Here is an 11856-nt window from a genome sequence, read left to right as displayed (position 1 = left end):
CGGTTTCGGCATCGGCTCAGGGTGCAGGTGGCGGGGCTGGTGGAGGTGGCGGTGGCGGTGGGGGTTTGAACGGCGGTTCGGCAACGAGCAGCGGCTCTAGCGATGGGGGTACCTCGGGGGGTAGCACGTCAAACAGTCAATCCATGAGGAAAGACAGCATGGGCAAGGACCCTATGAGCAACGACAAGATGTCCAACGGCACTATGGACAAGAACAAGATGTCGCCGAACAAGATGGGCAGGAATCCGATGGCTACCGGCTCAATGCCGGCCGACTCCATGGGTGGAAAACGCACTCCTGATCCGAAGTAGACCAGCTCCCTTAAAAGAGTCGATCCAGACGGCATGCGAGCCGGTGAAACTCCAACACACAATGCAATGGCCTTGCACGACTGCGTGCACGCGCAGTCGAATTAGATTCGTGTCAGCGAATGTGGGACCGGCATCGACTCCAACGGTTGTGGCCAAGTCCTTTAAACGCACTTTCTGTGCACCGGCGTCGCAACGACCCGGCTTCGCTGACAAACGATTGGAAATTTCTTATGCATGACATCATCGACACGGCCGTTGCCGCAGGTAGCTTCAAGACTCTCGCAGCCGCTCTCACTGCCGCAGACCTGGTGGCCACTCTCAAGGGCCCGGGCCCGTTCACGGTGTTCGCCCCGACGGACGAAGCCTTTGCAAAGCTGCCCGCCGGTACGGTCGACAGCCTGCTCAAGGACATCCCGAAGCTCAAAGCCATCCTGACGTACCACGTGGTGGCAGGCAAGGTCTTGGCTGCCGACGTCATGACGATGGACGGCAAGTCGGCGACCACGGTCAACGGCGCGGCACTGAAAATCAGCACCACGGGCGGCGTGAAGCTGAACGGCGAAGTCAACGTCGTGAAGACTGACATCGAGTGCACCAATGGCGTGATCCACGTCATCGACTCGGTGTTGCTGCCTTCGGCCTGAGTGTCCAAGACTCAATAGAATCCATACGGGTTCTAATAGATACAGCCCGCAAGCCACCGCCTGCGGGCTTATTTATTTATTGGCTCCGCCATGAGTGACGTGTTGCCACGGCATTCACGGAGTCTCTACGCTTCAGGCGCCGGTGTGCCCTCATGCGCCATGAGGCGAGTCAGCGCTTCTTCCAGGATTGCACGGCAGTGTCCGCTGGCGCGATACAGCATCGCGTGCGCCGATTCATCGGCACCATTGCTGCTCTCGCATTCCAGGCTGTAGCGTTCGAAGGCATTGAGTCGCACCAAAAGGTCCGCGACGTGGTTCGGGCACTCGCATTGCACTCTGGACGGCACCTGTGCCAGCTGGTCGAGCACTGCATCGTCATAGCGTCGTGGCGCCACCGGATGCACCAGCAGTTCCGAGAAAGTGTCGGGCGCCGATGGCGCGATCGACAGTCCGAGCAAACAGATGCGTGCGAGCTGCGCCGGGTCGGCCGGTGCTGCCAGCGCGATGACGTTGGCGTCGTCGAGTCGTGCCAGGCTCCGCCGATTGCCGAAGCCGTAGACCACGATGACGACGCGCGCACGAGTCGTTTCCTGCAACCGCCGTACGGCTGCAGGCAGGGAAGGGGCGAGTACGGATGCTTCGATGATCACGGCATCGACCGGGCCGTCTATCACTCCGGTCGATGTGCCGCCGGCGTCGGTCAGCGAAGGCAGGACGCCCCGCAGTCGCACGTCGGTACGATCGCCCCACGCCGTGGCGAGCCGGGCGCCCAGCGTTGTGCCGCATACGACGACCCGACAGCCACGTTGCGTTGTCTGCGCCGCTCGCACTGGATTAAATTTGAAACGGGCCTTGATCTGCCGGTCGGTCAGCGACGCCACGGTGCCGATCGCATGGCCCGCGTCGACCGCGGCCTTGATCAGCGACAGGCGCTCGATGTCGGCGCGCCGATAGAGGCGCACGTTGGTGGCGCTGCGCGTCGGCTGCACGACCGCATGGCGTGACTCCCACACACGAATCGTCTGGACCGGAATGCCGGTGAGATTCGAGACGGTGGCGATCCTGTAGACACCGTCGAGGGGCGCATTGGCGCTGGTTGAAATGTCTTTCATGAAGGCTGGATTGGTTAAGGCGAGAAAGCGGGGACGTTGGCAACGAGGTGAGAGTAAGGGCGCGCTGGGTTCTATTGTCCGGGCGGCGCGGGCCGCGATGCTCGGCGGACCCTTTCCAGCAGCGCCATGTGCGGCAGCGTCAACGCCGCCAGGCCGACGAAGCCGAGTTGCAGCACCCATGTTTCCAGTGGCATGTCACTGGCCAGCAGGCCGGCTCCCACGGCGGCGATAAACACTGCGACGGTCGGCCAAAGCGCCATCGCCAGCGCGCGGCGGGCATCGGCCGCCTGCCGGCTAGGCAGGGTCCGCAGGATATGGCGCGGGCTGTGCATGGCGCAGAAATAAACCGCGAACGCGACCAGCGGGGGCGCCGCCGTCGACACTGCGGCCAATGCCGCCAGTTCGGTCGCTGCAAGCGGCGATCTCCTGGCCTCCAGCAAGCAAGCGAGCACGGTCGCGCACAACCAGGGCGCCGCGAGCAGGCGCAACGCCGGCATGACGAAGGCCGCGCTGGCCGGGCCGGCCACCAGGCCCAGCAGCCGCTGCAACTCCGCGCCGTGGCACAAGGCCGGCAGGACGATCACCGCGCCGCCATACAAAGCGCGCGTCGACCATGCCACGCCCTCCTCTGGGTCGGCGCCGAAGTGCAGCGCGGAGAAGCCGAGAAAGGCAGACAAAAACACCGTCGGCGCCACCCACCAGAGACCGACGACCAGTGCGGCCAGGCCAACGTAGCGCAGCGAGAACACCGTCCACGCCCTGATGCCTGTCAGGTCCAGCAAGCGACGCGCGACCACCACGTCCAGGGAGCCGTGCGGCACGCCGAGCAACAACACCAGTGCGCCGACGGCGATCAGCTCGTGCCCCGGTTCCGCCTTGAAGCCGGCCAGCAACGCCAGCAAAAGCACCAGCGATACCGCGCAAAAAATACGACCTTGCAGCCGCAAGCCGAAGGTCATCGCGTCAGGCCTCGGCCAGGTCGCGCCGCGCCGACCGCAGTAGCTGGCGCAAAAACAGCCCCGCGGGCAATGAAGCGACGATGGCGGCACGGTCGAGCAAGGTTCCGCGATCGCTCAGGAAGCGGACGATGCGACGCATGTCGGTGCCGCCGAACAAGCGCACGAACAGTTCGGCTCCCCGCTCGGGCTGGCTTCGCAGCACGTCCAGGAAAAGCCGGTCCATTATTCGGGTGAGCAACGGGTCGGTGTGGTGTCCGCGCGGCGTCTTGCCGTGACGGAGCGCCTCGCCGCAGGCATCGGCCCAGCGCTGGATGCGCTGGAAAGCGTAGCCCGTGGCCGGCCGGGCCGCGCCGCTCATCAGACCAGCGCGCAAGTGGCCCCGGCCCAGCGCGCCCGGGTCGTGCGCCATCCCCATCGGCAGCATGCCGGCTTCGCTGCGCAGCATCCGGGTCGGCGCATCGCCGCAAAGCCGTCGCACGGCGCGCCGGTGGTGCTGGGCCAGGTCGGACGGGCCGCGCGGATGGGGGTCGAACAGCGTGGTTTCGACCAGTGCCCGGTCGGGTGCCAACGGCAACACATAGGTGAACGCGACCGCTCCCGACACCACTTCCGTGAAGTCCATCAATTCCACGCAAGCGGCGTCGAACACCGGCCGCTCGCACACCAGCTCCTGCCCGAAAAACGATTGCCAGAGTGTCGAATCGCCGTGCCGCGGCACGCTTGGCGGGCGCGTGTCGATCACCTGTGCCGCCGTGAGCGCACCGGCCGAAGTCTCGACGCGCCAGCCGTGCGCCACCGCCACGGGTGGACCGTTCACCGACACCCCCAGCGACAGACGCACCGTATCGCTGTTCGCGAGCACGTGACGTGCGTGCGTGTAGAAGTTGCCGGCTTCAAGAAGTTGATAGGGCGTCTGCGCACAGTCGGCGACCACCACGCGCGAGGCCGAGCGCACGGCGATCCGCGACCAGCTCTGCGTCACCAGCGGCTCGAAGCGATGCGGCCCGAGCCGCCAGAAGCACCAGCTGCGGTCGTTGGCATAGTCCGGCCGTGCCTCGATCACTGCCACGCGCCGGCAGCGACCGGGGGCTTCTGCCAGCCGCAGCGCCAGGCTCAGGCCCGCGCAGCCGCCACCGAGGATCAGCAGGTCGAGATCAGTCTGCAACACCCGCCCTCGCGAGCCAGGCCGAGCCGGGGTGGGGCGGCAGGGGGCCGTACGGCCGCGCGCTCGACGTCGGCGTTGGCGTTGGCGTCTGCCCGCCGCCCCAGCGTGCGCCGAGCGTCCCGGCCAGAGCACCGAGCGTGATCGCCACCTTGCCGCCGTTGCCGACCATCGCCCGCGACGACCAGCAGTCGTATTCCCGCTCCCGCAGGACCAGGCCGATGCCACGATAGACCCGTGCTGCCACCAGGATCCCGGTGCGCGCGCCGGCGGGCAGAAAGCGCAGCCCCAACTCTCCACTGGCGTAGAAGCGGTCGGCCAGATCCAGCAGCGTGCACAGTGCGTGGGTGGCTGTCGCGCGCACCTCGACGCTGGGATCGACCAAGGCGGCCGGCGTGAGCTCGCCCACCAGCGTCGCTGGAAGGTAGCGCCTCCCGAGCAGCGCATCGTCGCGAACATCGCGGCAGATGTTCGTCAGTTGCATGGCGATGCCGAGGTCGATGGCATGCGGCAACGCCTCGGGTGCGGTCATGTCGAGTGCCGCCGTCATCATCAGGCCGACGGTGCCGGCCACGCGGTAGCAATAGCGCAGCAGTTCGTCCATGTCGGCAAAGCGCACCTCGCCGAGGTCGCTCCTGACACCACGGATCAACTCGAGCGGGATCGACGCATCGATGCGACAGGAATCCATCAACTGCAGCATGTCGCGCACTTCGGCGTCGTCTGATTGGCCGGTGTCCAGCGCCCGGCGCACCGTGTCCAGTGCGGCATGGGCTGCGGCCGGTGAGGCAGCGTCGTCGGCCAGATCGTCGATGCGGCGGCAAAAGCCGTAGAGCCGGGTGGCGCGCTCGGCATGTCGGGCGCCGAGCAGGCGACGGGCCCAGTGAAAGCTGCGTCCATGCCGTGCCAGCAACTGGTCAGCAGCGGCGTAGGCGGCGTCGGGTGAGTTCATGACATCGTGTCTTTTCATGCGCCGTGAGGCTCTTGCCGCACCACCATCTCGGCAGCGGGGACCATTGAATCGACGACCTTCGCCGAGCAAAGCACACCTGGCAGACCGGCACCCGGATGCGTGCCGGCCCCGACCAGGTAAAGGTTGCGAATGCCTTCGGCCCGGTTATGGAAACGGAACCAGGCCGACTGCCGGAACAGCGGCGCGACCGAGAAACCGGCCCCGTGCACGCTCAGGTAGTCGTTGCTGAAGTCGCGTGGCGTCATGCTGAACTCGGCGGTGATGGTGGTTGCCAGGCCCGGCAGGATGGTTCGGTCCAGCGCCGCAACGATCCGGTCGCGCAGCTTGGGGCCTTCCAGGCTCCAGTCCAGGTCGGCCTGCATGTTGGGCACCGGGCACAGCACATAGAAGCTTTCGCAGCCGTCCGGCGCAAAACTCGGGTCGGTGGCGGTGGGCCGGTGCAGATAGAGCGAGAAGTCGTCGCCGAGCGTCTTTTTGTTGAATATCTCGTCGAGCAGTTCGCGGTAGCGCTCACCGAGCCAAATGGTGTGGTGGGCTACGTCCGGGTACGACCGGCGCGTGCCGAAATAGAGCACGAACAGTCCCATCGAGTAGCTCGCGGCCGCCAGCTTCAGCCGCGACGACCATGCCTGCTTCGACTTGGGGATCATCGATGTGTACAGGTGTGCCGCATCGGCGTTGGAAACCACGAGATCCGCCGGAATGACGCCGCCGCCCGCCAGTTCGACCGCGGTCGCTGCGCCGCCTTCGACCCGGATGCGTTGCACCGTGCTGCCCAGACGCACGGCGACGCCGTGGCGTTCCATCAGCCGGCCCAGCGCGCGCGTGATAGCGCCCGTACCGCCCATCGCGAAGAACACGCCGTGGGCGCGTTCCAGGTAATGAATCAGGCCATAGATGCTGGTGGTGTCGAACGGATTGCCGCCGACCAGCAGGGGCTGGATCGAAAAGGCCTGGCGCAACTTGTCGTTCTTGAGAAACGCTTTGACCAAGCCCCAGACGGTGCGATCGCAACGCAGCCGGATCAGGCTGGGGATCAGTCGGAGCATGGTCCCTAGCTTGTCGAAAGGCTTCGCAGAAAGTTGGGTGAAGCCGATATCGAAGATGCGCCTGGAGTGCTCCAGAAGTCGCAAGTAGCCTTCGCGGTCTTCAGGAGAAATACGCCCGATCTCGGCCAGCGTTTCATCCAGCGTGCCGCCGTAGTCGAAGTGGTCGCCGTCCGCAAATCGGAAGCGGTACCAGGGTGTCAGCGGCACCAGCTCGACGTGATCGGCCAGTCGCTCGCCGAACAACTCGAACAGCTCTTCGAAGAGAAACGGTGCGGTGATCACGGTCGGACCGGCGTCGTGCCGGAAACCGTCGCGCTCGAATACCCGAGCCCGACCGCCGAGTTGCTCGCCCCGGTCGATGAGCGTGACGCGGTAGCCTTTGGCCCGCAGGCGCAAGGCAGCGGCGATGCCGCCGTAGCCTGCGCCCACCACCACGGCGTGAGGCACTTCAGCCACCCAGCGCGGTGCCGATGCCCGTCGCACCGGCGGCTGATAGCCCCGAACGCGGGCCCACGAAAGCTCGGGGTTCAACGGCTTACCTCAACGAAGCTTCGATCTCGGTCTTGCGCGAGGCGATCAGGAAGATCAACACGCCGAACACCGCCTTGGCCACCACGTCTGCCACGGTGTAGCCGACCTGCACCGCAATGGTCGCTGCGCCGCCGGTGAAACCGATCATCGGGAACACGAAGACGATCGGATAGAACAACCATGACACCACCGTCAACCAACGGGCCGCGCTGACCAAACCGCGGGCGCCGGGGGGCTGCGAGGCAATCGAATTCCGCAGGCCGACGAAGAGGTCGTACACGATGATGACGAATGGGATCATCGCCAGTCCCCACCACAGCCAGCGGGTGCTCAGGTCTGCCGAAATTTCGCCCGGGTAGCCGAGCAACACCATGAGGGCTGCAAGCAGTCCGAGCTTGGTGGCCTTGGCACGCGTTTCAGCACCCGACAGGCGCATCACCAGGATCAGTTCGATCAGCAGCAGCGGCACCGTCAACAGCCAGTCGACGTAGCGATAAGCATCGTTGAACTTGGCGCCGGTCGGCTTCATCACGCCATCGGCCAGCGAGTAGGCGGCTTCCCAGCTGTTGAAGATCCGAAGGTAGTGGTACAGCGCGACGAGCGTTACCAGCCCGGTCACTGTGAGTGCCGTTCGGTAAGACGAAGCCACTTGGGATCGCGACAGGAAGAAGAACACAGTCGCCGCTCCCATCACCGCGATGGCGAAGGAAAACGCGTTGTAGACAAGGCTGAATTGCCCGGGGGAGATGGAGTCCATGAGGAGGAGTGCCTGATTGAGAAAGAGCAGGCATGCTATTCAATGAGTTGGTTTTGTATAAGGCATGGCTATACAAAACATCTTCGTCGACAAGGATTAGGCAATCGATACGTGCAGCCGGCACCCAGCTGATGCAGGGAATGCGATACACGCCGTGCGAACAGCGTCGCGCTGGCGCTCCAGGCTCCAGCGCATACAGGGCCATCAACAAGCTTTTTATAAGAGCGCCCGCATTTTTTACGCGGCTTTTACGGAGTCCTGCTTAGCCTGCTGCTGTCGTCAAACAACTGCACAGCTCAATGAAAAGTATCGTTATCAAAGCCGGTCTGACCGGTGTCTTTGCCACCGTGTCTTGCCTCTCCTTCGCGCAATCCGCACCAGGCACTGTCGGTGATGCAGCGGCCGCCGCTCCAGCCACGTCCCCCCTGACCGCCAACATCTCGCTGACCACGAACTACAAGTTCCGCGGCCAGGACCAGGACGCCATCGGCCACAACGGTCTGTACAAGAAGCGCGGCGTCAAGCCGGCGGTGCAGGGCGGCTTTGACTACGCCTTCGGCGAAAGCGGCTTCTACGTGGGCAACTGGAATTCCAGCGTCAACTGGCTCTCGGGCAACAGCATCGAGATGGACATCTACGGCGGCTACAAGATGAAGGTCGGCGTGTTCGACCTCGACTTCGGCGTGCTGACCTATGTGTACCCGGGCAACCACCTGGGCAACACGACCGAACTCTACGGCGCTGCCACCTACAGCGACGACGCCCTGGGCGCCTTCACCGCGAAGTACTCGCACACCGTGTCCAAGGACTACTTCGGCTTTGCCGGCGCGGCCAACGGCTCGGGCCTGAAGGGCCGCAACAGCGGCTACCTGAACCTGTCGTACGCCAAGGAAGTGATTCCGCACCTGACGTTGAAGGCCGCGGTCGGCTACACGCGCCTGAGCAGCGACATCCGCAAAAACACGGGCTACAAGAGCTACGTCGACTACAACGTCGGCGCGTCGTGGGACTTTGGCGGTGGCCTGTCGCTGGCCGGTGCGGTGGTCGGTGCCAACAAGAAAGATGCCTACCTGGCGGTCGTGGAACCGGGCTTTGGCCCGATCGGCGTGCAAACTCAGTCGATCAACAAGGCGCAGTTCATTGCTACGCTGACCAAGACGTTCTGACAGCGCAAGAGCAATCCTGAGGCCGAACGATGATCTGGAGGGCAGATGTCGCGTCGGCGTGCTTCTGGATCGCGGCGGTGATGAACCTCGCGGTAACGCCAATCGGCTTACTTACCGCACTCCACGATGCTGAACTCGACCCGTCGATCCGGTGCGTCGACCACGTCGTCGGTACCGCTGCCGACGATGTTCTGCTTGGAGCCCATGCCGATCGCACGGGTGCGTTTGACCATGTCTGCCGAGTCGGCGCCGAGGCGCTGCTTGATGAACGCTGCGCGCCTGAGCGACAGGGTTTCGTTGGCGTCTTCGGTGCCGGTCTTGCTCGTGTGGCCCACAACGTCCATGCAGACCTTGGTGCGGCTGGCCTGGCGTGCGATTTGCCGTAGCCACATGGCATAGGCCCCGGTCAGTTTGGGGTCGGCCCAGAACTCGGTACTGCCGGGATTGAAAAGGAACTTGACGCCGAGCTGGTTGGTGGCGATGCCATACGCAACGAGTCGCCCGAAGGTTTCTTCGGCTTCGGTCGTCATGCCCAGCTTGCTGACGCTCAGATAGATACCGGTGAGCACACGGATCTGGTCGCCTGCGGGCGTCGCAAGCGCGCTGCGGTATTGGCCCAGTGCCTCGCGATAGCGTGCGGCGTTGTAGAGCGTCGTGGCGTCGTTGATGACGGTCGCCGTGGCGATGCGCTCCATGTACGTAGCGTCGGCTTTTTGTCCTGCGGGCGTGGCGCTGGTGAGCACGTAGCCATCGGTGACCTTGTCCTTGATGAGCACCGGGCTGTCGCGGTAGTAGGGCAAAGGGCTCATGTCCACGCCTTCTTTTCTCGCGACGGCGGATGCGTGCGCGACCACCGCGCCACCTTTGAGGTCGACCAACCCCAGGTCGATGCGATAGGTGTTCTGCACACGCACCAACGTGCCGACCAGCAGGTACTGCGCCTTGGCCAGGCTGGTCGCCTGAAACGGAAGCACCTCGATCTGTTCGAAGTTGCGTGCCGCACGCTCGGTGATCGTGCGGTCGAGCTGTTGCGTTGCGGCGGTCTGCTGGCCGCTGGCCGCATCGAGCGTGGGGTCGAGCGCGACGGCCTGCTTGCTGCGCCGGGCCATGAAGCCCATAGCGTCTTGCGACTGTTGAAACAGCGCGTCCGTGGCCGCGGCAATGGCCTGGTCGAATTGCAGCGGTTCAGTGCTTCCGACCGGTGTGGTGGTGCTGCAGCCCGCAACGGCGATCGCAAACACGGCGCCGAAAAACAGTCGCGGCAGAGTCGTAGAAGCAAGCTGAGACAGGAAGGGGAAACGGGAACTCATCGGCATTCTTTTTTCAGGTAAGCGACTTCGTCTGCAGTCAGGGTGTCGAGTGAAGATTTCTGAATGATCTCGGCGCAGCGTTGCGGTCGCACCGGGGCCTTGCGAAGCGAAGCGGGTTCTGCCTCGACATCAGTGCGCGATGCCGTGCGCGGTTCATCGACCGAAGCGATGACCGCCGCCGGCTTCTTTCGCTCGGGGACAGACGGCGCTGGCATGCGCACCGCAGAGCGCGGCGTGGCCGCCAGGGCGATAGGCGTTGCAGCCGCCGAAGGTGGTGCTGGTGCTTCATTTACCGCGATCGCGCTAACTGCTTTGACCACAGTGGGTGCGACTGGCGATTGCGTTACGGGCGCGGGCGAGCTGGCCGCTGCGGCCGCCGACGTGCTGAGGCCCGGCTGCCGTGAACCGCTGCTGTGCATCGTCCAGAACGTCGCACTGCCGACCAGGAGCAGGCATGCAGTAGCGGCAAGATAGACGCGACGATGGGAGCGTTTGGCGGCGGACTGCGGCACGTCGGGTTGTGACGATAGCGTTAGGTCGTCGGCCGATTCGTCGATCGATACCTGGGCCGCTTCCGGAGCCTCTTCGGCCTTTGGCGCGTCGGCCTGTTGCGGCGCATCCGGGATCGCCGCCGCTTTGGCAACCTTACCCGCATCGAGCAACGCTCGAAACTCCGCTACGTCTTGCGGCCTCGCCTCGGGTCGCACCGACAAGGCGAGGTCGACGGCGCGCAGAAAGTTGTCGCTGTATTTGCCGGCGTGTGTCACCGCCAGCGGGCGCAGCGTGTCGCTCACCACGCGCACCACAGACGCCGTCGGGGCTCGGCCGGTGATCGCGTAATGCACGACACCTGCCAGCGCATACAGATCGGTCCAGGGCCCTTGCTGCAACTCGCCGCCGTATTGCTCGATCGGTGCAAAGCCGGGCTTGAGCACGGCGGTCAGCACCTGCGTCATGTCGCTGATCACGCGCCGTGCCGCGCCGAAGTCGAGCAGCACCGGGCCCGACGTCGTCAGCAAAATGTTGTCGGGGGAGATGTCGCGGTGATAGCAATGCTCGCGATGCAGCACCGACAGCGCATCGAGCAGAGGCTCCAGCCACGCGCGCAGTTCCGACTCGGACGCCGTGTTGCCGGAGGTCGCCAGCGTTGCCTTGAGCGTCGGCCCTTCATAGAAAGGCATCGCCATGTACGCGGTGCGATTCGCTTCCCAGAACCTGAACACCTTGACCAGCGCCGGGTGGTCGAAGCGTGCCAGCAGACGCGCTTCGTTGACGAAGCTCTTCAGGCCGGCGTCGAAGGTGCCGCGGTGCCGGTCGGACCGCATCGACACTTCGAGCGACGGATTGGCCCGTACCGCCAGCGACGTCGGCATGTATTCCTTGATGGCCACATGCCGTTCCAGCGCCACATCCCATGCAAGGTAGACGATACCGAAGCCGCCTTCGCCAATCGATCTGGCGATGCGAAAGCCATCGATGAGCGTGCCATCCGGCAATGCGTGCTCTGCAAATTCGGTGAGTTCCGGGCGCTCGTGATCGGCATGGCCGTCCGCTGCCCATTCGGCGGTGCGCTGGACGCGCAGGGTCGCGGCGTGGCTCATCTCGGTAGTGGCAATGTCTGCAATGGCGTTTTCTTCACGGTCGACAAGGGTGGCCGATAGCGAGGTGACGCACTTCATGCAGAACTTGGCGAGCGACCGGTTATGCGCACCGCAATTTGGGCAGATCACGACGATTGCGACCGCAACGACGGCAATTGCGAGGTGTGCGGCAAATTCGGCATGCGGGCAGTTTCGCAGCGTGTCGACGAGGAGTCGCGTGCATATCTCACGCGGAGATACATAAATTCACAATTCCGACGAATGGTGTCGAAAGGCGTCGT

General features: G+C 64.4%; 11 protein-coding genes. 3 read left to right on the top strand and 8 right to left on the bottom strand.

The annotated features are described in order from the left end of the window. Window positions 1–158: 158 nt before the first annotated feature. The gene (locus tag H7F36_RS19640; RefSeq protein ID WP_187052352.1) at window positions 159–311 is read left to right on the top strand and encodes a hypothetical protein; all 153 of its coding nucleotides are present in this window, start codon (window positions 159–161) and stop codon (window positions 309–311) included. A 230-nt stretch (window positions 312–541) separates the two neighbouring features. After that, complete coding sequence (locus H7F36_RS19635) at window positions 542–955, top strand: fasciclin domain-containing protein (RefSeq protein ID WP_187052351.1); 414 nt, start codon at window positions 542–544, stop codon at window positions 953–955. 125 nt (window positions 956–1080) lie between these two features. Here H7F36_RS19635 and H7F36_RS19630 read toward each other — a convergent pair whose 3' ends face one another. The 6 genes from H7F36_RS19630 to H7F36_RS19605 all read right to left on the bottom strand — a co-directional run bounded on the left by H7F36_RS19630 (window position 1081) and on the right by H7F36_RS19605 (window position 7498). Further along, complete coding sequence (locus H7F36_RS19630) at window positions 1081–2067, bottom strand: MerR family transcriptional regulator (RefSeq protein WP_187052350.1); 987 nt, start codon at window positions 2065–2067, stop codon at window positions 1081–1083. A gap of 71 nt (window positions 2068–2138) precedes the next feature. Further along, complete coding sequence (locus tag H7F36_RS19625; RefSeq protein ID WP_187052349.1) at window positions 2139–3026, bottom strand: Brp/Blh family beta-carotene 15,15'-dioxygenase; 888 nt, start codon at window positions 3024–3026, stop codon at window positions 2139–2141. 4 nt (window positions 3027–3030) lie between these two features. Beyond that, complete coding sequence (locus H7F36_RS19620; protein WP_187052348.1) at window positions 3031–4191, bottom strand: lycopene cyclase family protein; 1161 nt, start codon at window positions 4189–4191, stop codon at window positions 3031–3033. Then, window positions 4181–5140: a phytoene/squalene synthase family protein gene (locus H7F36_RS19615; RefSeq protein ID WP_187052347.1), complete on the bottom strand. Its 960-nt coding sequence runs from the start codon at window positions 5138–5140 to the stop codon at window positions 4181–4183. The genes H7F36_RS19620 and H7F36_RS19615 overlap by 11 nt, the downstream gene beginning before the upstream one ends. Before the next feature lie 14 nt (window positions 5141–5154). After that, window positions 5155–6741, bottom strand: coding sequence for a phytoene desaturase family protein (gene crtI / locus H7F36_RS19610; protein ID WP_261802409.1), 1587 nt, complete (start codon window positions 6739–6741; stop codon window positions 5155–5157). Between the two features lie 4 nt (window positions 6742–6745). Next, window positions 6746–7498: a bacteriorhodopsin-like gene (locus H7F36_RS19605; protein ID WP_187052346.1), complete on the bottom strand. Its 753-nt coding sequence runs from the start codon at window positions 7496–7498 to the stop codon at window positions 6746–6748. A 299-nt stretch (window positions 7499–7797) separates the two neighbouring features. Between H7F36_RS19605 and H7F36_RS19600 the strand changes: the two genes are divergently transcribed. Next, window positions 7798–8664 (top strand): TorF family putative porin, encoded by an 867-nt coding sequence (locus tag H7F36_RS19600; protein WP_187052345.1) that lies wholly within the window; start codon window positions 7798–7800, stop codon window positions 8662–8664. 107 nt (window positions 8665–8771) lie between these two features. Here H7F36_RS19600 and H7F36_RS19595 read toward each other — a convergent pair whose 3' ends face one another. After that, entirely contained in the window at window positions 8772–9974 is a 1203-nt protein-coding gene (locus tag H7F36_RS19595) for an OmpA family protein (protein ID WP_187052344.1), read from the bottom strand. Further along, window positions 9971–11653, bottom strand: coding sequence for a serine/threonine protein kinase (locus tag H7F36_RS19590; RefSeq protein ID WP_222620404.1), 1683 nt, complete (start codon window positions 11651–11653; stop codon window positions 9971–9973). Before H7F36_RS19590 ends, H7F36_RS19595 begins: the two co-directional genes overlap by 4 nt. Window positions 11654–11856: the final 203 nt, after the last annotated feature.

It is taken from the genome of Variovorax sp. PAMC28562, assembly GCF_014303735.1.
Taxonomy (GTDB): domain Bacteria; phylum Pseudomonadota; class Gammaproteobacteria; order Burkholderiales; family Burkholderiaceae_C; genus Variovorax.
This window is presented reverse-complemented; position numbering and strand designations above follow the sequence as displayed.

Excerpts from the sequence above, each read along its gene's own strand:
- H7F36_RS19640 (WP_187052352.1), top strand. The coding sequence starts at position 159 with ATGGGCAAGGACCCTATGAGCAACGACAAGATGTCCAACGGCACTATG.
- H7F36_RS19635 (WP_187052351.1), top strand. The coding sequence starts at position 542 with ATGCATGACATCATCGACACGGCCGTTGCCGCAGGTAGCTTCAAGACT.
- H7F36_RS19630 (WP_187052350.1), bottom strand. The coding sequence starts at position 2,067 with ATGAAAGACATTTCAACCAGCGCCAATGCGCCCCTCGACGGTGTCTAC.
- H7F36_RS19625 (WP_187052349.1), bottom strand. The coding sequence starts at position 3,026 with ATGACCTTCGGCTTGCGGCTGCAAGGTCGTATTTTTTGCGCGGTATCG.
- H7F36_RS19615 (WP_187052347.1), bottom strand. The coding sequence starts at position 5,140 with ATGAACTCACCCGACGCCGCCTACGCCGCTGCTGACCAGTTGCTGGCA.
- H7F36_RS19605 (WP_187052346.1), bottom strand. The coding sequence starts at position 7,498 with ATGGACTCCATCTCCCCCGGGCAATTCAGCCTTGTCTACAACGCGTTT.
- H7F36_RS19600 (WP_187052345.1), top strand. The coding sequence starts at position 7,798 with ATGAAAAGTATCGTTATCAAAGCCGGTCTGACCGGTGTCTTTGCCACC.
- H7F36_RS19595 (WP_187052344.1), bottom strand. The coding sequence starts at position 9,974 with ATGAGTTCCCGTTTCCCCTTCCTGTCTCAGCTTGCTTCTACGACTCTG.
- H7F36_RS19590 (WP_222620404.1), bottom strand. The coding sequence starts at position 11,653 with ATGAAGTGCGTCACCTCGCTATCGGCCACCCTTGTCGACCGTGAAGAA.